This window comes from Neobacillus piezotolerans, from assembly GCF_003362805.1.
Classification (GTDB): Bacteria; Bacillota; Bacilli; order Bacillales; family Cytobacillaceae; genus Bacillus_D; species Bacillus_D piezotolerans.
This window is the reverse complement of record NZ_QNQT01000020.1, coordinates 1-21,293: the sequence shown is the minus strand read 5'-3', so window position 1 is coordinate 21,293 and position 21,293 is coordinate 1. Positions and strand designations below refer to the sequence as shown.

Annotated in this window: 25 protein-coding genes; 11 read left to right on the top strand and 14 right to left on the bottom strand. The window is 40.9% G+C overall.

Annotation, left to right across the window (positions count from 1 at the left end; all coding sequences use genetic code 11):
• Nucleotides 1-47: 47 nt before the first annotated feature.
• Nucleotides 48-1,379: a DUF4062 domain-containing protein gene (locus tag DRW41_RS22090; RefSeq protein ID WP_115454175.1), complete on the bottom strand. Its 1,332-nt coding sequence runs from the start codon at nt 1,377-1,379 to the stop codon at nt 48-50.
• A gap of 185 nt (nt 1,380-1,564) precedes the next feature.
• A complete protein-coding gene (locus DRW41_RS22085) occupies nt 1,565-2,851 on the bottom strand; it encodes a replication protein (RefSeq protein WP_115454174.1) in 1,287 nt (428 codons plus the stop codon).
• A 486-nt stretch (nt 2,852-3,337) separates the two neighbouring features.
• Here DRW41_RS22085 and DRW41_RS22080 point away from each other — a divergent pair, with 486 nt between their 5' ends.
• The gene (locus DRW41_RS22080) at nt 3,338-3,556 is read left to right on the top strand and encodes a hypothetical protein (protein ID WP_115454173.1); all 219 of its coding nucleotides are present in this window, start codon (nt 3,338-3,340) and stop codon (nt 3,554-3,556) included.
• Between the two features lie 110 nt (nt 3,557-3,666).
• On the opposite strand, the gene DRW41_RS22075 is transcribed toward DRW41_RS22080, so the two are convergent.
• On the bottom strand, nt 3,667-3,999 hold the full coding sequence (locus DRW41_RS22075) for a hypothetical protein (protein WP_115454172.1): 333 nt from the start codon (nt 3,997-3,999) through the stop codon (nt 3,667-3,669).
• Nucleotides 4,000-4,312: 313 nt separating this feature from the next.
• Between DRW41_RS22075 and DRW41_RS22070 the strand changes: the two genes are divergently transcribed.
• Nucleotides 4,313-4,519: a helix-turn-helix domain-containing protein gene (locus DRW41_RS22070; RefSeq protein WP_115454171.1), complete on the top strand. Its 207-nt coding sequence runs from the start codon at nt 4,313-4,315 to the stop codon at nt 4,517-4,519.
• Between the two features lie 32 nt (nt 4,520-4,551).
• A complete protein-coding gene (locus DRW41_RS22065) occupies nt 4,552-4,788 on the top strand; it encodes a hypothetical protein (RefSeq protein ID WP_115454170.1) in 237 nt (78 codons plus the stop codon).
• Nucleotides 4,789-4,850: 62 nt separating this feature from the next.
• Here DRW41_RS22065 and DRW41_RS22060 read toward each other — a convergent pair whose 3' ends face one another.
• From DRW41_RS22060 to DRW41_RS22045, 4 genes are all read right to left on the bottom strand, one after another.
• Complete coding sequence (locus DRW41_RS22060; protein ID WP_115454169.1) at nt 4,851-5,066, bottom strand: hypothetical protein; 216 nt, start codon at nt 5,064-5,066, stop codon at nt 4,851-4,853.
• A gap of 12 nt (nt 5,067-5,078) precedes the next feature.
• Nucleotides 5,079-5,933, bottom strand: coding sequence for a tyrosine-type recombinase/integrase (locus tag DRW41_RS22055; RefSeq protein WP_115454168.1), 855 nt, complete (start codon nt 5,931-5,933; stop codon nt 5,079-5,081).
• Nucleotides 5,934-6,648: 715 nt separating this feature from the next.
• Nucleotides 6,649-7,008: a hypothetical protein gene (locus tag DRW41_RS22050; RefSeq protein ID WP_115454167.1), complete on the bottom strand. Its 360-nt coding sequence runs from the start codon at nt 7,006-7,008 to the stop codon at nt 6,649-6,651.
• Between the two features lie 254 nt (nt 7,009-7,262).
• A complete protein-coding gene (locus DRW41_RS22045) occupies nt 7,263-7,565 on the bottom strand; it encodes a hypothetical protein (RefSeq protein WP_115454166.1) in 303 nt (100 codons plus the stop codon).
• A gap of 217 nt (nt 7,566-7,782) precedes the next feature.
• Here DRW41_RS22045 and DRW41_RS23185 point away from each other — a divergent pair, with 217 nt between their 5' ends.
• The 3 genes from DRW41_RS23185 (at nt 7,783) to DRW41_RS22035 (ending at nt 9,223) form a co-directional block, all read left to right on the top strand.
• Nucleotides 7,783-7,935 (top strand): hypothetical protein, encoded by a 153-nt coding sequence (locus tag DRW41_RS23185; protein ID WP_181884669.1) that lies wholly within the window; start codon nt 7,783-7,785, stop codon nt 7,933-7,935.
• A 99-nt stretch (nt 7,936-8,034) separates the two neighbouring features.
• Nucleotides 8,035-8,841, top strand: a complete 807-nt coding sequence (locus DRW41_RS22040; RefSeq protein ID WP_115454165.1) for a ParA family protein — start codon at nt 8,035-8,037, stop codon at nt 8,839-8,841.
• On the top strand, nt 8,816-9,223 hold the full coding sequence (locus DRW41_RS22035) for a hypothetical protein (protein WP_115454164.1): 408 nt from the start codon (nt 8,816-8,818) through the stop codon (nt 9,221-9,223). Before DRW41_RS22040 ends, DRW41_RS22035 begins: the two co-directional genes overlap by 26 nt.
• A gap of 166 nt (nt 9,224-9,389) precedes the next feature.
• Here DRW41_RS22035 and DRW41_RS22030 read toward each other — a convergent pair whose 3' ends face one another.
• Nucleotides 9,390-9,611 (bottom strand): helix-turn-helix transcriptional regulator, encoded by a 222-nt coding sequence (locus DRW41_RS22030; protein WP_115454163.1) that lies wholly within the window; start codon nt 9,609-9,611, stop codon nt 9,390-9,392.
• 300 nt (nt 9,612-9,911) lie between these two features.
• On the opposite strand from DRW41_RS22030, the gene DRW41_RS22025 reads away from it, so the two are divergent.
• From DRW41_RS22025 to DRW41_RS22005, 5 genes are all read left to right on the top strand, one after another.
• Entirely contained in the window at nt 9,912-11,213 is a 1,302-nt protein-coding gene (locus DRW41_RS22025) for an FtsK/SpoIIIE domain-containing protein (protein ID WP_115454162.1), read from the top strand.
• Nucleotides 11,200-11,766 carry a replication-relaxation family protein gene (locus DRW41_RS22020; RefSeq protein ID WP_245959529.1) on the top strand — a complete coding sequence of 189 codons (567 nt, stop codon included), beginning with the start codon at nt 11,200-11,202 and terminating at the stop codon, nt 11,764-11,766. Before DRW41_RS22025 ends, DRW41_RS22020 begins: the two co-directional genes overlap by 14 nt.
• A gap of 15 nt (nt 11,767-11,781) precedes the next feature.
• Complete coding sequence (locus DRW41_RS22015) at nt 11,782-12,210, top strand: hypothetical protein (RefSeq protein ID WP_115454160.1); 429 nt, start codon at nt 11,782-11,784, stop codon at nt 12,208-12,210.
• 12 nt (nt 12,211-12,222) lie between these two features.
• On the top strand, nt 12,223-12,834 hold the full coding sequence (locus DRW41_RS22010) for a M23 family metallopeptidase (RefSeq protein WP_115454159.1): 612 nt from the start codon (nt 12,223-12,225) through the stop codon (nt 12,832-12,834).
• Between the two features lie 437 nt (nt 12,835-13,271).
• Nucleotides 13,272-13,871: a hypothetical protein gene (locus tag DRW41_RS22005; RefSeq protein ID WP_115454158.1), complete on the top strand. Its 600-nt coding sequence runs from the start codon at nt 13,272-13,274 to the stop codon at nt 13,869-13,871.
• A 623-nt stretch (nt 13,872-14,494) separates the two neighbouring features.
• Here DRW41_RS22005 and DRW41_RS22000 read toward each other — a convergent pair.
• The 6 genes from DRW41_RS22000 to DRW41_RS21970 all read right to left on the bottom strand — a co-directional run bounded on the left by DRW41_RS22000 (nt 14,495) and on the right by DRW41_RS21970 (nt 21,267).
• A complete protein-coding gene (locus tag DRW41_RS22000) occupies nt 14,495-14,803 on the bottom strand; it encodes an HGGxSTG domain-containing protein (RefSeq protein WP_115454157.1) in 309 nt (102 codons plus the stop codon).
• A 170-nt stretch (nt 14,804-14,973) separates the two neighbouring features.
• The gene (locus tag DRW41_RS21995) at nt 14,974-15,297 is read right to left on the bottom strand and encodes a terminase small subunit (protein WP_115454156.1); all 324 of its coding nucleotides are present in this window, start codon (nt 15,295-15,297) and stop codon (nt 14,974-14,976) included.
• Between the two features lie 372 nt (nt 15,298-15,669).
• Nucleotides 15,670-15,849, bottom strand: a complete 180-nt coding sequence (locus tag DRW41_RS21985; RefSeq protein WP_115454154.1) for a hypothetical protein — start codon at nt 15,847-15,849, stop codon at nt 15,670-15,672.
• Between the two features lie 14 nt (nt 15,850-15,863).
• Nucleotides 15,864-20,174, bottom strand: a complete 4,311-nt coding sequence (locus DRW41_RS21980; RefSeq protein WP_142752262.1) for a hypothetical protein — start codon at nt 20,172-20,174, stop codon at nt 15,864-15,866.
• Between the two features lie 26 nt (nt 20,175-20,200).
• Entirely contained in the window at nt 20,201-20,749 is a 549-nt protein-coding gene (locus DRW41_RS21975) for a hypothetical protein (protein WP_115454152.1), read from the bottom strand.
• A 110-nt stretch (nt 20,750-20,859) separates the two neighbouring features.
• Nucleotides 20,860-21,267: a hypothetical protein gene (locus tag DRW41_RS21970; RefSeq protein WP_115454151.1), complete on the bottom strand. Its 408-nt coding sequence runs from the start codon at nt 21,265-21,267 to the stop codon at nt 20,860-20,862.
• Nucleotides 21,268-21,293: the final 26 nt, after the last annotated feature.

Sequence of the window (21,293 nt, the reverse complement as noted above, 5' to 3'; positions counted from 1 at the left end):
CTGCACTCACTTCAACCTTTATCCAAACGGAGGAGGATCACGCTTTTTTATCTCTCATGAATAATTAATGGTATAGTGTATTGCTCCTGCTTAGAATACTCTTCGCAGATTATCGATACCTTAACCTCAAATTCACCTGGAGATTTAGGTACTAAAGTATACACATCATCTAATTTGAACGTTCTTGTATGCAACAATTCCTTAATATGAATTGTTACAATATTATTATTCAATACACTATCCCTATTATTTATAAGGGGCGAATAATCCCTTGTAAAATCAAGACGAGGAGAAACAAGTCCTATTGGCTGATTCATATTTCGTAATAATTTATCTACTGGATCTAATCTGCTATCATCATATTTTTTTTGAGCTTGTGTCACTGGATTTTTCGGTAATACTGGGACACTTGGTTTAGCCATTTCTTCTTTTCCCTCTTCAATAACCCATACTGAAGAAGGAAAAGTTAATTCAACATAAACATTATTCCCTTTTATCTCCCCTAAGTTAGAAACAGACATTTTCACTTCAAGTCCATTTAAATGAGCCCTAGTATAAAACTCTAACTCATTGTTATATTTCTTAATAACCCTTTCTATATTTAACAGGTTGTTATTATAGTTTTCTACATTTTCCTTATCTAAATAATCAAGCAAGTAATCCGGGATTTCCGAAAAGCTAATTTCTTCAGGATAACGAAGAGAAGAATATTTTAATTCTCGCTGATAATACAATTCAAGTGGACCAGAACGATTAAAATTAAATTTAATGATAGGTTTTTTCTCATTCACCTTTTTAAGGGCTTCTATTTTCACTTTCAAAGCTCTATTTTCTTTACTTAAATTAGCCAACTCCTCCATTGCTTTAGAGGAAACAGCTTGATTTCCTCTAACCCAACCTAACCTAGGATTCGTCGTAAAAGAAAACGCTAAACTGGTAGACACCTTTGTTGCTAAATCATCTATTGTAGACCAAGACTTACATAACTTATTTTGCTGTGCTTTAGCTATAAACTTTTCTAATCTTTTTTTTGCGGTTGAGGAATTATCTAAATCCGTTAGCTTAACAGGAACGTCCCTATCCATAATAAAAGCTAAAACCGGTATATTTTGTTCTCGAGCATAATCATACTCCATTTCAGTAAAGCTAATACCATCAGGCCCTATAGATCCATAACGATGCCCCAAAATTAAAATATAATAATCACTTCTGTCTATTTCGGACTTAATATGACTCCACTGATCAGCATCAGCTGCAGGGAACATCTCCATACCAGCAGGGATTTGATGCAACTCCAAAATGGTATCCATTACTTTTTGCCGTGCGTCTTGAAGATCCTTAAAAGTAGAGCTAATAAAGACCTGATATTTTTTATCCATAAGCAGGCTCCTTCAACTAGTAAAATAAGACATAAGCTAACGAACGCAGGCTAAAGCCCCCATAATTTAAGCTGACAGACCAGTACGCACCCCTGTGGAGAGAAAAAACTGCTTCCAACAAAAGATGCTCAATCCCCGCTACGCAGGCTAAAGCCCCATAATTTAAGCTGACATACCTGTGCGCACTACAAACTTTTCTTAAGTTTCCTTACATACGACTCAGAAACTCCTATTATCTGCGCCAATTTATAATTTGATGCCTCGGGATTTTCGGCAATGGCTTCCCGCAATAAAGACAGCTTGTCCTGCGTCTTTTTCTTCTCCTGGTGCAAATACTCTTCCCTTACTTTTACCCCAGCCTCACGCCGTTTCTCGCGTTGATAAATGGTATTCCTTCGCCGCTTTTCGCCCGGGCCTATAATGGTTTTTAAATGTTCTTGCTCGTCCTCAGTTATACCCAGCCATTTAATCAGCTTTTTATTAGAAATGTTGTACCCCGCACCAGGATACCCCTTTTCTATAGCAACCCGGTTCGCTTCTTCATTACTCCTGGCTTCCCAGGCTTTCTGAGCACTCTTTGTGGCTCTTTCAACATATCTATTGGGTAATGGTTGGGTAAACTGCAGATTCAGCGTCATAGTCTGATTCAGGGCTTCTTCAGGGTCATTTGAATAGCAGCAAAGCCAATATCGATACAGGAAGCAAATCAGTTCCCGATGCCCTTTAACGGAATAGTCCCTTAACTCGACCAGCCTCACTAAATCCAACAGTCTGGCATAATGCAGTTTATATGTATTGTATAACTGGACCACTTTCTTTTTACGGCCCGGCTTCTTCTTCTTAGGTGGCTTTATCTCATCGTTCAGCTCAGGAAGGTAATCGAATTGGACATCTCTTAGTTGATACCTATAATCGTGCCTATATTCCGCATGCACTTCTGCGCCGTTCTTTGAATTGACGCTTCCGGCAATCCTGAATATCCTGGCTGCGTCAGAGGCCTTTGGATCTCCACCAAGCTCGGAAAGCTGTTTTAAAAAGTGGTTCTGGACAGCCTGCCACAAAGGTAAAGCCTTATATGGTACTGGTTCAATGAGCCATATCAGGACCATTCCTTGTCCACTAAAAATGATGATGTTGGGTTCCGGAATGCTTTTTCCGAAGAATTCATGCTGAAGTTTGCCCATAACCCAGGAAGGATCGTAATTGAAAAGGTAAAAGTCCAAATCTACATAAAGGGAACGTAATTGGCGAATGTTCTCTATGCTTCTCTGTGGTCGGTAAAACGTGTTCTGACTGAAGAATACATCTTCCCCAATCCAGTCAGCCAGAGTGCTAGCAAGCTCCTCTGGACGATAGTGGTACTGCCTGAAATCCCCTTTCTCACGCTTCGCCACTGTGATAAATCCGTCCGCATTGTGGTGGTGAAACCAGGCGTGATAAAGGGCTTGGTCTAATTTGGCATTATCTTGCATCGCAAAATTCTCCTCTCCATACTGGAAAGGAAAGTGTACCTGTGGTAATATAAAAATAAATTAATATGAAAAAGGGTACACTAATCCCTTACCAGAGAAACTCCCGGAGCCGGCCAAAGCATTGGGAGTTTTTCATTTGTCTATTATTCTATCAATTTTGACACTATGTAACAAGCACGGGTGAAATTTACCGACCTATACAGGGTCGGTTTTTTGTTTGGATTTTTGGATTCTTCCGGGAATTATTTGTTGGATTATTATAATCCTAAAAATAATCCTCCAAAACATCATTTTCAACTAGTTGAAAAACTTGTTGTACCAAGGGGTTCGCCTGATCATACAGCGAGTTTTCAACAAAGATGATTTAACCGTTGCTAATTAGTACAGCATTTCCCGATAAAAACACTTGATTCAAATTCTCGTTTTCGCCTGTAAGAGCCATCCTTTTTTAAGCCTGATATGCTGAAATAAAAGGAGGGTTGAACAATGGAATCGCATATAGATTTAATTACAATTAAGAAAATTTGCAATGACGATCAAGATGATTATCGTCTTGGGGCTGAACTTCACGATGGATTCTTTTTCGCCTTACCAAGTGAGGATGCAAGAGAATTTATAGGATTATTAGCAGAATTAATTAGAACCCATAAGGACTTGCTTTCTCTCGTGCAATACGTGCCTCCAGAATACGAGGAAGCAGAATAAGCAATTAGATTGCGCTTTAAAAAAGAAGCAGCTTTGCAGGCCGCTTCTTCTCAGTTGTCCTTCTTTATTTGTTTTGGTATTATGAATTTAACTAATTTTCGTATGGGCGTTCAGTTGCAGCTGAGCGTCTTTTCTTTTTCATAAAAACCTTTTGGTACTCCGCAAAAAAATGCTTGATAGGCTTCCCAGTATGTCCCCACTGGTATGCTTGAGGTGAAAAATACTTTTTCCTTCAGCATAAACTCAAAATCCTTCATGTTTTTAGCTTCAATCCAAAAGTGATTAATTAGGTTTTTTTTGTTATCCATGATTACAACAATTGGTTTCTTTAACTTCTTTTGGGCGCTTAAATCAATAGGATTAGTCAATGCCTTCATGCTGAGATCCTCGGAGTTAGCGATAGCTACTGCAGTGTACTTTTTTGGGCTGTTTTTTTGATTCATTTTCTTCCCTCCATTTTTTGTACAATACCCCTTTTTTATCTTCTTGTTCCACAAATTAGGAATTCCTCATTAGTTCCTTTTGGAGCAACACAGATAACCAGGCCTTTCGGAAGTTCCTTTGCATAAACCACTTTCGTTTTCTTATTTCCAGCCATTTTTCCTATCTCCTTTCGTTTAATAAATCTTTAACTTCTTAAAGATATTCTACACTTTATTGGATATGACTGTCAACAAGATATATTTTACTAATTGTATTTTTTCTTTAATTTATTATAGAATATATTTAGATACTAAAGTTAGGGGGATGGAATAAATGGGATTTTCGTATGCTCCGCTCTGGAAATTGTTGATTGACAAAGGTATGACTAAAGAGGATTTAAGGAAAAGGATAGGCACTTCTCCAGCTACAATTGCAAAAATGGGGAAGGGCGAATATGTAGCGATGGAAGTTCTTAATCGTATTTGTGATGAATTAAACTGCGAGATCCAGGACGTTATTGAACATAAAAAAACAACCTAAATCGAAATCATGTGTTTCTGGAGAGATGAAACGTGCAGATAACCATAACAATTGACTATCATACTAACCAAAGTATTTCTATGTCGGGAACTTTTCCATTGAGGGGAAGGAAACCGGAAAAGGTTGCTTTTGAATGGTGGAAGGAAATAAAGAGGGATTCGTTTAATCCGGTACTGGAGAAAGTCATAATAAACGGCGATCGGGATGTTACCGAGCTTGTGAAAACCCTGGATAAGGCCCCGCCGCCGCCAGATAATTTGCCGTTTTGATTGGATATTATAAAAAAAGGACTCAGCATTACTGCTGGTCCTCATTTTTTTCTTTTGGAAGCTTATTTGTTTAAATGATTTGCTACTAAAGCAAACAAGCCATCAGCTGCCTCTATTTCGTATTCATCCATAACAGGTCGGTAGCTATCCAACCCCGCCTTCAAACCTTCCTCAGTGACAAAGGATTTCTTCCAGGAGTGATTAAATTCGTTGATCCGTTCGATAACAAATTCTCCGTCTTTTTTATAAACTTTAAGCTTTTTCACAGTATTCGTCATCGTTTATCCCTCCTACAATTGGTTCATTTTATTTATGAGCTCTTCTTTGCTCGGGTTCGTGTAAAGAAGTGTTGTATGAATATTCGAGTGGCCGGCTTGATTCGCCACCTCATGTACGCTCAACCCGCTTCTTATGGCGTGGGAGCAAAAGAAATGACGTAAATCATGGGGAGTAATTTCTTTGCCAAGCTTTTCGGAATACTCATTGAAGATTCTATTTACAGTTGTTCTGTCCAACCGTTTATTGCGATTGCTTACAAATAAATACTCGTTATCGATCCCCCTCTTCTCCCGTTCCTTCAGCCAAGCCTGTAATGCAGTTTTTACTTTGTCATTCATAAAGACAGTTCTAGTTTTACCGCCTTTTCCATCCTGCACCAAAATCTCACGAGAAATAAGGTTAAATTCATTCATCTTTAGGTTAAGGGCTTCTGAAATCCGCAATCCTGCGTAGCCTAGAACGCTCACGATTGCATAATTCCGCTTGTTCCCGCTGTCCAGGATCATCTGGCGAAACTTTTCTACATCCTTGAATTCCACTTTGGCCAACGAAGCATATTGCTGCTGAACTTTAACGTAATCCTTCTTCGTAAGGACCATTTCTTCCTGCATACCTGACTCGATTAAAAATTCGTTGAACTTCACCAGGGCATTTACTTTTGTATTAATGGTTTTTGGCTTGGAGTTTTTCACTGTCTTAAGGAAAGAAATATATTCCCTGACATTTTCACGGTGAAGCTTCCGGAAATTAAGTCCTTTGGATTCATCAAACCATTTCAGAAACCCGCCCACCGACTGCCGGTAGCTGGCAATGGTATTTTCGCTTTTACCCTCCTTCTTTAGGTAGTCCGTAAATAAATCGATCATTTTTACCCCTCCTCATAAACTATGTTGAATTGTTTTTATGGGTTGTTTTTGTAAACTATGTTGAGTTATATAGTTAGAATATACCACCACCACCACAATAATGCAACATAGTTTATCTTATGTTGAAAAAACCCTGAAAAAATTTAATGTTTTTAAGTTTCCCTCTTGTTTAGCTGCTTAACAGAAGTGTTATAATAATGGTGGATGTGGAAAATGAAATTCCTTTTGGAAATTGAATTTTCTCAATTTAAAACCTCTTAAAGCCTAGATGCGCTAGATGTTTGTGTGAGTAATGTTCGCAGGCAGTGCTTAAGCCAACGAAACATCATCTAACACAGCTTTTTTTGGCAGTTACACTTTAGGAGGAGGACAGAATTGTTTGCAACAAACCAAGAATGATCATTACCCGGATCAGCTCAAACTTCCACACGTAGTAATTCACTACTAATACCGGAAGGGAGCAAACAACAGAAAAAGGACCAATGGCCCCTAACCATTCGGTCCTTTTTTCTGTGAAAATTGATGAAAAGAATAGTGCTTGCCCTACTCTATCTAAAGCCCGCTCTTGAAACCTGCTCTACTCACCTCGTACAGCCTTCCAACTTTCACTAGATCCACTCTTCACTTCACGAATTATTGCATCCCTATATGCACATCGGTCAGAGTAAGCATAGTCATCGATGATTAAAACAAGCCAAGTTTAGGCTAGATGTAATTAAGCCATTTTCATTTTTAGTGCCTGTTCCAAAATCCAAGTGACAATCGACATAAACAAATCAGTGCTGATATTGCCTCTTACCCACTGGACTGTTAAAACAACAGATATTCCAACGAGTGCGATGATAACTGCACACTTTACCAGTATGAAAATGCCCTTTGAAGCTGTGTTTAAGCTATTTGCCAAACTTTCGACAATGCGTACCCACATTGGTAACTGCTTTTCTTTTGGCACCTCTGGTGGTGCAGGTGTTTCCTGTATTGCAGTTGTTGCTGGTATTGCAGATGTTGCTGGTGAAACAGCAGAGTTATTGGATGTGGTCTGCTGTTCCAAATTCCTTTTTAATTGTTTTCTCATATTAAACTTCCTCTTTTGCTTAGATTTATAGTCTTGCTTAGAGGAAATTGACCTAGCTTGATTATTTTACCATTCAAAATAGCGAATCCAAATAGTTGTTGGGTTTTATTTCATAATTTTATAAAAATTTTTATTAGGCCTATTTCGTTTACTGCGCTAAATAATACGGTTTAATTGAAAGACAGCATAAAAAAGGGTACCCCACTGGGCACCTCTTTCTTTTCTAGCACCCATCACTGGATACCCTTGGATTTCTATTTTAGCTTTTGAAAGTATTTCGTGGCTGCAACTATCCGCATCTCATCCCATGTGTCAAACTCAGTGTGTGCGAATACGTACGCATTCAATTGCTCTTGATCTATTGCCCCGATATCTATAAGGGCTTGCTCCGCAAACGGACTCCTATCCCAAAAATCATCCACTGTCTTAAATTTAGTGTGCTTTTTCATAAAGTTTTTGTTCATTAGCTCGTCAAGCGTGACTAATACTCTGCCGGTTGGAATATTTTTTGGGATTAAACCAATAAACGCTTTCACATCATCTTCCCTTCGTTTCACTAACTACCACTCCTCACTTTGACTGAGGCCAATATCTGGAAGCTGAATCTAGGAAAAGCATACCGCAATCCGCGCTGTGAAAAAGTGTACACTTGTGTAGAATTTTTGCCATTTTTTTAACATTTCTCTATATAAGACTTAAATAGGTTTTTTCTTTACACAAAAATTCACTTTTACACAAAAAGAAGTACATAATTCATTAAAAGGAGTGTTCGCGATGAAGGTTAAAGTACGTAGAGGCCCGGAAACGGAAAAAAACATACAAAAATGCTATGGGATCCTCATAAAACACATAAAATTGGAGGCTAAGGAAGCGGGCTTAACCATTGAAGAATATTGGTGCCAGCTCGAGAAGAAACAAGTTATATAATGTTACATATTAGTATTACATATTACGTAACAAATTGACTAAGTACTCTTTCGTTTTTATAATCAATTTAAACTAATTTGAACTTGGTGGTGATTAAAAATGTCTGAAGTGTATGCAATATCTATGAACAAAGGTGGAGTGGGAAAAACAAGCCTGGTCACTAACCTTGCCGGCGCGATAACCCGGGTTCTAAAGAAAAAAGTACTGATTATTGATACTGACGGCCAAGGAAATACCAGCATTGCATTCGGCTTAAAACCCGATGCATTCGAAAACACAGTTTATGACGTTCTGTTGGGTGAAAAGGATCCGAAAGAGGTTATTGTGAAAGTAAATGAGCTCCTGGATATATTACCTTCTAACAATGATATGAACTTCTTAGAATTTGATATCCTCCCGAATATCCAACAGTACAGGCAGCCTTTCGCTCTCCTTAAAAACGCACTGGCCGGGATCAGAGATTCCTACGATTACATATTCATCGACACTCCTCCAAGCATGGGGCTGGTTGCAGGGAACGTCCTAGCCGCTTCGGATAAGGTGATTATCCCATTCGTAGCCGAAATGTTTGCCGTAAGTGGCTTGGTCAGAGTAGTTGGGGCGATAAACGACTTTAAGGCAAAGGAAAACCCCTCCCTTGAGGTTGCAGGGGTTGTAGGTATGATGGTTGATAGCAGAACAACCCTCCACTCTGAGATGCTGCAGCAGGCACGCAGGTACTGTCTTGAAAACAACTTGCTTATGTATGAAACGATTATCCCTAAATCCATCCGGTTTGCTAATTCTACAGCTTACGAAGGAAAACCCGCTACCTGGACCGATTACAACAATCCGATCGTGAGCGCTTATTATGAACTAATGAAGGAGGTAATAATTGAACATGGCCAGGAAAAGAAACTTAAGTGATGCCTTTAGTCAATTTGAAGAAGAAACCAATGATACAAAACAAAATAAAGAAAATGAACATGAAAACAAAAATGATCATCCACTCAAACAATCTGAAAACAAAGATGTAACAAATAAACTTAACAATGAACATGTTACAAAAGATGTAACATTAAATGAATCATCCTTATCTGTATCTCAGGTGAAACAAGACTTATTAAGCATGTATGAAGAGAAAACGAAGAAAGAAACCATGGAAGATACTCATGTACGAACAACTTTTTTATTCAGAAAAGATTTATCAAAAAGATTGGACAAGCTTGCAAAAAATAAGCGCGGATTTAAGACAATGTTTTTGAATAAAGCAATAGAAGCGTTACTTGATGAATTAGAAAAAAAGTAATGAATTTCGGCCAAGTTGCACAAAAAAAGCCTCGGAAAGGGTTCCTAAGACTTTTTTCAAAAGAATAGTACAAGTTGTTTGACAATCACGAACGTTTGTTCTAAAATATAAGTATCATTAAAGGCCATATTCTGCTGGAGCTTATTGCTTCGGCTATTTTTTTTGCCTACGTACTCCAGAAATCCTCGTAATCCACGTTATATCCGGCTTTTTTCAAGGCTCTGATGATTTTTGCCGCATTCTTCACTGAGGGATCCCCGGTATCCTTTGCAGCACGGCTAATTGTATTCCTGTTAACCCCGCTGGCTTTGCTTAATTCCTCCTGAATAATCCCGTTTGAGTCCAAAAACCTCCCGAATTTAGACCGCTTCTTTCCCAATCCAAACACTTTCTATGTCAACTCCCGTCAGCAAGGCTCTACATCCCTTGCTATAGCTTATTTGCTATAAGCATGGTCGAATTATCAGACTTTTAATCACAAAAATGTGATTTTTTATAAAAAGTGTGAAACTTGGACAATCAGCGTGACATACACTTAAGCATACGCAAAGCCAAACGGCAGCAAAATGACTATCCGTAGCACTAAAAGCCCCAAAAACCTCACTCAAATCAACGCTCTTATTCTTCGTTTTCTACGTTCGTTTGCCTTGCAACTATCACTATGTGATATCGAAAGGGGCGTGGCGAATTGCTTTTCGAAATCCTAACCACTGGAAGCATGCTCGGAGTGCTCGGCACCAGCTACTATTACAAAACTAATCTCAATAATGATGCAGACAAGATTCTAAAGATTGCCGAGAATTGTGGCTTGTACAAGAAGGACGAAAAAATAAGGCTTTATCGCCGAAACTTTAATAAGGAGAAGAAATTCACGGAATACGCCTTCAAAATACCATTAGGATTGGAGCTCAAGGACTTCCAGGATAAGTACGGCAAGTTCAAGGATGGGCTTAACAATCGAAGCGTGAGGCGAATCATTCTCAAAGACTTTAAGAATCTCAAATTAGACCGAACTTTACCAATGCAGATCCAGGCAATCCTGAATAATCGGGTACGCCAGAACAAAGAGATTGAGATGGAATATGACGGAATGCTCATTATGAGGGTCTACGATGAGGGAATGCCGGCAGAAATGCACTATGACGATGAACTGCTTAAAAAGGTAAAGGGGTGGGAAGTGCCAATTGGCGTTACCTTCAAGGAATTTGTAATTCACGACTTTGAAGGCCTTCAAATGCTTGTGATTGCAGGGATGACGCGATATGGAAAGACTGTTTTTCTTAAAAATGCAATAACCACACTGATAAATAACCAGCCCGAGAACGTGAAATTTACCTTGATCGACTTAAAGGGAGGCTTAGCATTCAGTCGCTTCATGGCTTGCAAACAAGTCAATACCGTAGCAAAGAACTGCCCGGAAACCTTGGCAGCGTTAGAAGCTATCCATAGGGAACTATTGGCCCGTCAAGAGCACTTCTTGGCTAATGGATGGGAGGACATCGGGGAAGCCGGCTGGAAGGAACGGCACTTTGTTGTTATCGATGAAGGGGCTGAGATAGCAGGGTTCGAGGACAGGGAGGAACGCCTACGGGCAACCCATTTAATAGGGGAAATTGCCAGGATTGGAGCGGGTTTAGGCTATCGGTTAATTTTTGCCACTCAGTACCCAACGGCCGACGTATTTCCGAGGCAGGTGAAGGCAAATACGAGTGCAGCTCTATGCTTCAAGTTGAAGAACAGTACTCAAAGCCTTGTTGTACTGGATCGTGCCGGGGCTGAGGATTTACCTGTGGGGCTAAAGGGGCGCGCTATTTACCAGACGGACCGCGAACAGCTTGTTCAAACCCCGTTCATCAAGAACAGCTTTATCGATATAAAAATAAAGCCTCATATCAACTTCAGGGCAAGGAGTGAGGGCACCAGTGCACCATTCAAAGCTACAAAGGAAGAAGAGGGAGGAAGCTATATTACTAAGTTTGAAAAAGCTTGACTTCCTTACCCGTGGGCAAATTCAATCCATTCACAAACTTAAAAGCGATAGGAACGCGCAACGGGTTCTGAAGCAAATGGAAGAGTACCTTAATGTGATTCGGAGTGGTGAAAACATTTACTATCTGAATGCTGCCGGCAGATCCTTGGTTAACTGCGATAAGGTCAGGAAGAGTACCGGGAACGTGCAGCATTACATTATGAGAAATTACCTCTACATCGCCTATAGTTGCCCTCAATCCTGGGATAACGAGATTCGGATAACCAGTGAAGGTAAAAGCAAGAAGGATACAGTGACTTGTGTAGCAGATGCAGTTTTTAAAAGAGGGGATTTTTACACGGTTATAGAGGTAGATAACACTCAAACGATGAAGAAAAATCAAGTAAAAATACAGAAATACCGTACTTTGAAAGACCGCTTCACCTTTGGTCCTGTCGCGCCAAAATTCATATGGATTACAACTACCGAAAACCGCCGTAAGGAACTGATAAAACTCAACGAAGATAAGGGATTGGTTGCTGAGGTCTTTACATTAACCGATTTCAACGCATAGGAAGGGGATTTAAGCATGTTCAAACGCAAAGAAGAGGTTTACTCCATTAAGGAGTTTATGGCTCGTAAGAACGCTCCTGAGACGCTTACAGAACAAGAGAAAAAGGCCTTTATTGAATCGACAGTACTGCTGCCATTGGCAGTGACTCCGTTCCTTAAGGTTAAAACTGCCTTCGCTGCTTCAGCTGTCCCAGTCACGGCAGCCGCTACTACCGGTGCTATGTACGATAAGATGCTTCACGCTTTTGACCCCCTAATCACACTCGTTCAGGCATTGGCTTATCCGGTTGCAATGGTGGTCGTACTAGGAGGGGCACTGTTCATTATGATCGGCAACAAAGAGAAAGGGTTCAGCATGATGCAGGGTGCCGGGCTTGGATATGTTTTGGTACAGATGACTCCGTTAGTCCTGAATATCCTGGTTGAGGCAATGAAAGCCATTTAGGAGGGTTTCCTTATGATTGTAAGGATTACAAGCAAATTCGGGGAAATCAGCCAGGTGCATAAGACTCCTCATACCGGAATCGATTTAGCGTTGCCGGAGAACAGCCCAATAAAGGCGATTACAGAGGGCGTAGTAGACCGAATTTACACGGGAACAGGCTCCATAGGTAAAGGGCTATCAATCCAAATGGAAGACGGTACACGGGCAATTTACGGGCATATGAACGATGTCAGCGTGAAGGTAGGAGAACGGATTGAGCACGGGGAAATCATCGGCTTAACGGGCAATACTGGCAACAGTACCGGGCCGCATTTGCACTTTGGTTTAAAAGGGAATGATGGGAGCTTCCTGGATCCAACCCCTCTGTTAAATAAGATAATTGAAAATGGGAAGGTCGGGCAGATACCACAGTTCAATATATGGGAGTGGTTAGGTGGGAAAATCACAGAGGTTACCGTGGGTCGCATTGCAGATTTTATTGCGGATTTTGCTTTGGCGTTTCCTATCATCGCCGTTGTTAGCTTTGGCGTGTATTCTCTTCTTGGCATATTTAGTAAGACTGTTGCAAAATTGGGCGCATTAGGAACCGTTTTCTATGGCATTCTCTCCCTAATTTCAACTTAGGGAGCTTTTTTAAAACTCACTGTTTTTTTGTTTTTAAACATGTCGCCTAATGCGCTCTTTTATATAAGGGAATGTCTGCATTTGTCAGCAATCATGAGTGATGGGAACCTGATTATTTGATGGATTACAGGTTGGATTACTTTAATCTCCAAAAAACTCCACGAAAGAATTCTTTGTAACTGGTTGAAAAACTTGATTTACCAAGGGTTTGTGCCCGTCTCTGAAACGGTTTACGACCAGCAAACTTTAACCGTTGCTAATTTGTACATCGTTTCCCGAATAAATTATGGTTTTTTTAAAAATTTAATCCGCCTCTCCTAACTAAAGACCAAGTATACGTGTATCAGGTGAGAAAGCTTATATTGTCCAGAAAATTTATTTCCATTTTTTTCTTGATAATGTACAATTTTACTTATAGACAAGAAACGAGGTGTGCCATGGTTACTTTGATGTATTTATTGGGCATTTCCATCATCATGCTTATTTACTCCATGGTTTGGAAGTATGTTTTTATGTTGCCAATTACTCTCATCATGATGGTTTTGAAATTAGATCAATTCAAATTATCCTTTACCGCCCTTCAAATCATCGGTTATTACATCCTGTCCTCCCTCTTAATCCTTTACACTTTAGGCTACACAGAAAGTTATGACCTCCAAGGGAAATTCACATTATTTACTGTACTGACAGGTATTCTTTTGTTTGTCTCAGCCATTAACGAAATTGGTGGCAAATCCACTGATGCAGAACGATCAGGCGATTATTTTACCTTAGAAGCTATGCCATTCATCATTACAGGAGTTTTTATCGGGCTGGGAGTATATATCCTCGCCGCTTTTCAACCTGAAATTGCATTAAACCCAATAAGTGTTTTTGTTTTAAAAATCATTCGATACATTACCCAGTACGACATAATTAACTGGATTTTAAGTATCGTAGGGAGTCTTTATCTTTTAAGCATGATGTTTTATTCAGCTATATACAGTCTCAGTATATTAGCTTTAGGGACCAGCAAAATCTTCGGGAAGTCGGTTTAAAAAAAGGGGGTAAGATTAAAAAAATATCAACTTTCGCAAACAACAAAAAAATACATTATTTGAAACTTAACCCATTATAAAACCGTAATTAATAAAAATATAAAGCCTTAAAGGAGGATTTTATGTTAAACGTTGCCGATTTATCGATTATCCCAGCGCTTGTCTGGGAGGTATTTTCACCCTTTGTTCCGTTAATAGTTGGTGTTATCCTGATTAAAAAGGCACTAGCGTAATGAACCAGCCATCTAAAGAGGTACAAAAGCTCTTGATCCAGCTCCTGGTGAACCATCGAAAGGAATTGGATAAAGAGCAAAAAAAAAGCGTGAGGAATCAGCGCCAATCAGGACTCTGCCCGGACTTAATTCCAGGGCTTTTTTTATTGAACGAATGCCAGTAAAATCCGAGTATTTCCGAGCTCAAGTGACTGCATAATACTCGTCCTTTTAGGGCCTGTAAAATCGGTAAATGGAATGTAGTATTATGTAGTAAATAATTCAGGTTTTATCAGGTTCTCTATGGGGTTTGTGTTTGTTTCAAGTTATATAGGGGTGATATCCAACATTCTCCAACATTATTCGAAAAATCCTATCATTTGTTATCCCCTTTATGGGGTTCGTGTTTGTTTACACGACTTGTCTGCTGATTTCCCGTTGCTCTCCGTTCAATATTGCGTACTTGATATATATTTTTCTTCTACCCAAAGGGATTATGACTTCCCTGATTTCAGGCTTCTTTTTAGCAGCGTTCTTATTCCCCTTTGGTGCACCGCCACCTTTATTACCTACTGCATTCTTGTTTCCCTTTAATTTAGACGGGTCTTTGGGTCCGGTCGATAACCCGCCGTGATATTTGCAACGTCCAGTCCCTACAAATCTGGGATTCCTGCAGGGTCTACCTGATCTAGTCTTTGCACCGCATAAATAATCATCCATACTTGCCGCCTCCTGCGCGTATCGTGTCAAAAAACTCTTTTTTAGGGACTGCGAAATCTGCGGATACTTCTCTTTTTAGGGCGTTAGAAATGTTAGGATGCCTGATTCTCCTGCGTGTATCGTGTGAGAAAACTCCTTTTTAGGGCCTCGCAAATCTCGCAATAACCTTTTCAATCCTTATCAATCTGCATGCGTTTTCCTTTTTTAGGGCCTCCAGAATCTCTCGATACTCTTTTTAAGGTGGCAGAAATGACAGGATACTCTCTTTTTAGGGACTCGGAAATCTCGGGATACTTTTTTAGGACCTTACAAATCTGACAATGCTTTTTTAGGGCTGCCGAAACTGCCGAATACAAAATACTCTTTTTAGGGTTTTTTAGGGGTGTCCAAAATGCTCTCTCCTTGCATTTCTCTATACGCGCGCGAACCTTAACATTCCTTAACATCCTTGAACCTTGTTCAATAACCGTTTTTTGACTGTAACCCGCACGGATAGCCGCCTATTTAGCATTTAAGTCTACAAGATACTTCCAAACAAAGGTTTCCTGTTTTTCGGTTATCATTACATGTTCACCAGGCATTTTTATTTGACGATCCACGATTCCTTCCCCTTTTTTAGGGAGTCTTGAATGTCTTGATACTCTTTTTAGGGTGTCCGAAATGTCCGGATACTTTTTATAAAGCAACATTTTGCAACAGTCTGTAGGAGTTGCCACATAAATGAAAAACTTAACATTTTTTAACACATTTATCCGATTCCAGTACAGATTAGACCGCACCAGTAGCCGTTTAAGCCCATCTTTGGCAATGTTAAGGGGTAAGGTTGCCCGAACCCCTTAAAATGCCTTATAAGCCCATTTTGAAGGTTATAGGTAGTCGTATGGTTTTCTAGGTCGGGCATTGTCGTTGCCCGATGGATCATCGTCACCGTATTTGCTTGTTCCTCTCCAAGACATCACCAGCCTAGGAAATTCCGTCAGCATAAACCAGATGAAGAAAAATCCCAATACGAGCCACTCTAAATTACCGAAAATCCAATCCTTCACGACTACCAACTCCCTTATTGTTGTGATAAAGCTCCTAACTTTTGGTACAGTTCTAGCATTTGCACCTGTTTTTCCTGGTGAGAAAGGCTGCTGTCTTTTTGAATCTCTTTAATTTTATCCTTAATACTGGAAATTTCTCTCTGTTTAATTAAGTATTCATAATAAGCTGCACCATTTCCTCCCGAATCCTTAATATTTTTGTATTGCTGTGTCTGTTTTTCTCCTAAAGGCCTCCGGTCATTATCGTAATACTCTTTGGATTCACGGAAAGCCCCTTGGCCGAACAGGATTCCTTTGGCACTGTTTAGAGGATCATTTGAGACTGGGTACTTCAGTTTTGATTCGTCCTTGTTGTACACTCCTTCGTTTTTTAAAGCGCCAGTCCCTTTTACCGTCTTCTGTATCTGGGAGCCGCCAAACGGTGGAAACAGTTTATAAACAGGATCCTGAAACCCTTTAGCGACAAGTAAGCCCGCTCCAAATCTGTTAGGGTCCTTATCACCGAAGAATTCCTCTCGGGTTGGAAGGTTTTTAGTCCCGTACTCAGGGTAGAAGTTTGCTAACGTCTGGCCGAGTGGAACGTTGGAGAGCACTTCTCCGCCAACTCTGCCCGTTCTTTCCCACCCGGATAAATCCTCCTCTGTAAACGCGTCATAAAGGGCATCTATTGGGTCGAAAGTGACTCCCGAACCCCTTACCTCTTCCATTCCTTTATTCAGCACCCAAGAGCCTAAATAGAGGGTTACAAGCGCACCGAAATCCTTCTCCTTTATGAAATCCCGTTGAACATGCCAAAGGTTAGACACTTCCAACTGGAATGGCGCGATAAATTGGAATACCTTTGACTTTTGAGCTAACGGCACTTCCCCAATTCCTCTTCCGCCCACTAGGTTCCTGGTTGCGTCATCCGCATACTTTATTGGATCAGCAACCTTCTTCGCCAGCCCCTTTTGATAAGCAGCATTCCATATAAATGTGGTGCCTATCCTGTCAGCTGTCGACATCACCCATCCGGCAAATTTCTCGGGCTGATCTATCCACCGTGTGTTAAATTTTCCGTACATATCGTGAGAAAAACGCTCTTTGAGGAATCCCGACTGTGCCGCTTCTTTATTTTGTATAATTAAAGACTTCAAGGTTTTAATGGCACCCGGGACGGAATGGTGCTTAGCAAACGCGATTCCATTCGGAATGTTGGCAACCTGGGCAAGCGTAGAACCCAAGTTCCCCAAGACGGCATTTTTCTTAACGCGTGAGTTCAGCCACTGTAAGGCCCCAAATGTTTTCCGCCCTAGGATTTTCTGAACCGGCCTATCCAGGAAGTTTGTCTTTCCGGCCAGGTCTCGAGTAAAGTCTTCGATGAATTCGATGTAATGGTTAAGATTTTTCGTCCCGCCTGTCAAACCTTTTAAAGACCGAGAAAACTCCTTGAAACGGGGGATATGAGGGTCTATTTTTATGGCGTAGGATGCAGAAGGCAGGTAATTCAAGAAGCCTCCCACCGCATCACTTTTATATGGGCCTAATCCCCTTTTTTGCATAAAGCTTGCCCACCGGCTACTTGGATTCGTAAAATCTGACGTTCCTACCAGTTGTGGGTCGATACCGGCCGGAGTGTCAAATAAGTTTTTAATTCCCTCGAAGCCGTTAAGTTCCCGGAAATGTCTGTAATAGTCGTTTCTTTTCGGTACCAGCTTGTCGGAATTTGTCGGATAAATGGCAGCCCTTGACGCATTTACCTCGTCGATGAGTGAGTCATACGCCTTTCTGAACCATTCGTCTGCCTTAACGACCTTCTCCCAATCCTTTGGCGCTGCCTGCTTTAATTGGTCAAGAGTAATGGTTTTTTCCCCATAATCCTGGACGAGTTTTGAAAGTTTACTCCCCTTGGAAATCCCTAATCCCTTTACGATTTCGTCGTTCAATCGATTCAGCCAGTTCTCCTGCAACTCAACATACTCTTTTTTGGCATTATCGAACGGATCCAAGAGGGCCTTTTTGATTTCCGAGAACTTATTACCGAAGACATCCCTCGTATTCCGGTAAATATCCGACATGTACCCTTGAATCCCGTTGATGTCTTTGAGCTTAGAAGGGTTCAGTTTAACATTCCAGATAGGATCATTCGCCCTTACGACCCCAAATTCTTCATCCTCGGCTGTTCTAGGAGTGATGGACTCATATTCCCTCAATGGTTTTTCTTTTAGGTCAGGTAAATCCTCAAACGCCCCTTCGGCTTTTCCCTTAGGCTTTAACTTAGGTATCAATTCATCCAACGACTTTGCCTGAGTCGGCGTTACCTTTAGATTCTCGGAGAAAAGCTGAAGATTCAATTTCAGCAAGAACTCCCGTTGTTCTTCAAGAGCCTGAATTTCTGGACGTATCGCCTTGCTTTTATCTGGAGACGCTTCTAGGATACTTTGAAGCTTGCTGATCTGTTTTTCGATGCGATTCAACTCCGCCGGTTTCCACTTTGGAGTGTCCTCGGTACCATTCAATGCGTTGATGGCCATTTGGCGAAGTTCTTCGTCAGTCTTCCCTTTGTAGACGGCCTGCAGGTTTTTCTTTACACTTTCGATAGCCTGCTCAAATTCGGATTGAAGGGGGTTTCTGCCCTTGGTTGTAACTTCTGGATTGAACCCTTGTTCCCTACGGAACTCAAGTGGCTTTGGTTCAAGAGGAGCCTGTTTTGGTGGTGCCATTCCCTCCAAGTGCTCAACCATTTCATCAAGTGTTGCTGGACGGCTTACTTTCGGTTCGGGCCGCTTTGGAGGAAATAAGGCTTTTACTGCATCAGCAATCCGGCTATCCTGATTCAAACTATCTTTTAAGTTTGGTTCCCTCGGACCTTGTACCGGATTGTTTTTGTTGAAATTCACTTCAAGTTCATTCAATTTCACCAGTTCATCAAAGGTTTTAGGGTCGGATTCTTTCCGCACCATTGAATACAATTCATCAACACTTAACTCAGGTAAATAAATTCTGTGTTTTCTAGTGTCATGAATTTTCTTCATTTGCTCCTGAACTTCTAGGAGACGTTTTTCGTAGTGATTGGTAGGCTTGTTTTGTACCTTTCCAACTCTTTCAAGAATGTTGTCTGCCTGCCTACCAAGGGCTTCCTTATCCCCCTTAGAAACGTTGATTTCCGGCAAGTTTATCCGTGGTTTCGGTTCGTTTCGTCCGCTATATCCGAAATGCACTCCGCCTTTTTCCAATTTACTTTCGTTTATTGCAGAACGGACTACATCAGGTAATATTGGAATCGGGCTTTTCAGACCTTCAGGCTTCTTCCCGATTTTAAACAAGGCATCAAGTGAAGGCTTTACCTCTTCCGGAGGTGGAAGCTGAAGCTGTGGTGGGGGAAGTTCAAGCACCTTTTTGGCTTCGATAACTTTTTCTGCCCCTTTTGTAAGTTTGGCCGCTTTGGAAGTAACTTTAGCAGCCTTTCCTAAAGACTTCACTCCCTTGGTAATAAGACCGGTGCCCAACAGATTTAAAGGATCCAGTGTCGCTTCTGTCGCGAAGCCAACAGCCTCTTCTCCAACCTTGGAGGGCTTCGCGCCTAAAAGAGGCAGAAACTCACCGCCAGGCACTTTGCTTAACAACCCACGCCCTAGAAGGTCAGCAGTGACTTTTGATGCAGTATTCTTTTTCGGGTCAAATCCGAGTGTTTTGTTTAGGTCTTTCCCGGTTGTTTCTTTCCCTTCACCAAACCCTTTTTTGATACCTTCAAGAACATTGCCGCCAGTTACTAATTTTTTCAAGCCGGTAAGTGCGGCATCCCCGGGACGGTCAATAATATCCAAGGCCTTAAAAAGTCCATCTTTAGCCTTTGTTAGAGTACTTTTCTCTTTCTTTTTTGGTTTTTCATCCCAACTAGATTCAAACCCGAGCTTTTGTTTCGCAAATGGCGTGAGCTTAGACGGATCAGTAATAAGTGTTTTCTTTTCTACGTCCTTAGAATACGGGGAGAAGCCCTCGTTCTTCTCGTTGGCCTTAGACTCCTTCAACATCTGATCCCGGGAAGGAAGGTGCCCGCCCCTGCCCTGCTGTTCGGCTTTCTTTTGCTGAGCACGGATTTTGTCCTTTTCCTTTTTAACTGCCTCGTATTGCTCTTTGCTCATGCCGTACTTTCTTTCGTATTCTTCATCTTCACGCTTTTTCTTTAAGGCAGCATTCGCCTGGGTGAGGTAATCTTTTTTCGCAAACTCTGCCTGCGCTTTCAATTTGCCTATTTCCCTGGCATTGGCAAGTCCTGCATCAAAGGACCCTTTCCCGAATCTTGTTTCAAATAACTCTTTATATTTCTTTTGGTCAAATGCCATATATTCCCCTGCCTCCTTTTTATCCACTAATTAACTGCCTGCATTACTGGGTTATAAGGCTTGTTCAGCTTAAATTCGGCCACCTTTTTCTTACGTTCGATTGCTAAAATCCGCCGGTATTCGCTGTGTGCCTCTGTCCTCTGAGACTCATAAATCTTGAACATTTTTTTGATAGCCCTTTTCTTGGCTTCATTGAACTCCTTTGCCGTTATAAACCCTAAGTCTCTCACCACATAGGAGTCAGGCTTGTCCATCTCTATATAAGTCCGTATGATGATTTCGCGATCATTTTCATCTAGTTGATTAAGAGCATCAAATATCCGGTTGGCCCTCTTTAACAATCGATTCATTAAAGCCTGAAGATTCTCCCTAACTTCAATTCTGTGTAGTGCTTGCTCTTCTGTTCCAGGACAAGAACGGTAAACTCTCCCTTGTTCGGAATCGAAAGTAGTTGTGGGATATTTAAAATCCATTTCATTCTCACGGAGGCGTTCATTCAATTCAGCTTCATAACCTGGTGCATTCCGGAGAAATTCAAGCTCACTCTCAATGATCTTCTCCCATTGTTCAGCCACAGCACCCGCTCCCCCCTGTTTGACTACCTTTTTAGAAAATCTACATAACGTCATTTATGTTGAATTTAGTGAGGGTATTATTTAAAATCAGCCTGTTTTTTCAACATAGTTTATATCGCTTTGGTGTTTGGCGATTCAACATAGTTTATAAGGGACCCCCATCCAAGCAAATTTGCTATGCGATTTATGAAACCATCCCTGCATCGTTCTTCTTCAGCTGTCATTTCCTTATTGGCTGTCTTATAAATCGAACTGATTATCTCTCGTTGTTCCTCGGTCAATTCAGTGGCAGCTTGGTTAATACTTTTGAGCAAATCCTCCAGATGCCGGTGCCTCCTATGCAGCACGATTCGGGTACTAGCCACAAACTTCGGTTGTTCCCCGTCATGCTTCGCGACTTCAATTAACATCCTTTCGAGAGAATCAAATTCCTGAAGGTTAGAACCGTAATTTTGTAATTCCGATTCAATTCGGTCGAAAACTGCTCTGGAAATGGTTTTTTTATTGCCCCGTTTCACTTCTCGTCACCTCAACCTGTTTTAAT

What these genes read in the sequence shown, in the direction of transcription:
- DRW41_RS23185 (WP_181884669.1), top strand. Translation starts at nt 7,783, where the DNA reads ATGAAGGTTAAAGTACGTAGAGGCCCGGAAACGGAAAAAAACATACAA.
- DRW41_RS22085 (WP_115454174.1), bottom strand. Translation starts at nt 2,851, where the DNA reads ATGCAAGATAATGCCAAATTAGACCAAGCCCTTTATCACGCCTGGTTT.
- DRW41_RS22035 (WP_115454164.1), top strand. Translation starts at nt 8,816, where the DNA reads ATGGCCAGGAAAAGAAACTTAAGTGATGCCTTTAGTCAATTTGAAGAA.
- DRW41_RS22060 (WP_115454169.1), bottom strand. Translation starts at nt 5,066, where the DNA reads ATGACGAATACTGTGAAAAAGCTTAAAGTTTATAAAAAAGACGGAGAA.
- DRW41_RS22000 (WP_115454157.1), bottom strand. Translation starts at nt 14,803, where the DNA reads ATGGATGATTATTTATGCGGTGCAAAGACTAGATCAGGTAGACCCTGC.
- DRW41_RS22040 (WP_115454165.1), top strand. Translation starts at nt 8,035, where the DNA reads ATGTCTGAAGTGTATGCAATATCTATGAACAAAGGTGGAGTGGGAAAA.
- DRW41_RS22080 (WP_115454173.1), top strand. Translation starts at nt 3,338, where the DNA reads ATGGAATCGCATATAGATTTAATTACAATTAAGAAAATTTGCAATGAC.
- DRW41_RS22050 (WP_115454167.1), bottom strand. Translation starts at nt 7,008, where the DNA reads ATGAGAAAACAATTAAAAAGGAATTTGGAACAGCAGACCACATCCAAT.
- DRW41_RS22075 (WP_115454172.1), bottom strand. Translation starts at nt 3,999, where the DNA reads ATGAATCAAAAAAACAGCCCAAAAAAGTACACTGCAGTAGCTATCGCT.
- DRW41_RS22010 (WP_115454159.1), top strand. Translation starts at nt 12,223, where the DNA reads ATGATTGTAAGGATTACAAGCAAATTCGGGGAAATCAGCCAGGTGCAT.
- DRW41_RS22055 (WP_115454168.1), bottom strand. Translation starts at nt 5,933, where the DNA reads ATGATCGATTTATTTACGGACTACCTAAAGAAGGAGGGTAAAAGCGAA.
- DRW41_RS22090 (WP_115454175.1), bottom strand. Translation starts at nt 1,379, where the DNA reads ATGGATAAAAAATATCAGGTCTTTATTAGCTCTACTTTTAAGGATCTT.
- DRW41_RS22070 (WP_115454171.1), top strand. Translation starts at nt 4,313, where the DNA reads ATGGGATTTTCGTATGCTCCGCTCTGGAAATTGTTGATTGACAAAGGT.
- DRW41_RS22015 (WP_115454160.1), top strand. Translation starts at nt 11,782, where the DNA reads ATGTTCAAACGCAAAGAAGAGGTTTACTCCATTAAGGAGTTTATGGCT.
- DRW41_RS21980 (WP_142752262.1), bottom strand. Translation starts at nt 20,174, where the DNA reads ATGGCATTTGACCAAAAGAAATATAAAGAGTTATTTGAAACAAGATTC.
- DRW41_RS22005 (WP_115454158.1), top strand. Translation starts at nt 13,272, where the DNA reads ATGGTTACTTTGATGTATTTATTGGGCATTTCCATCATCATGCTTATT.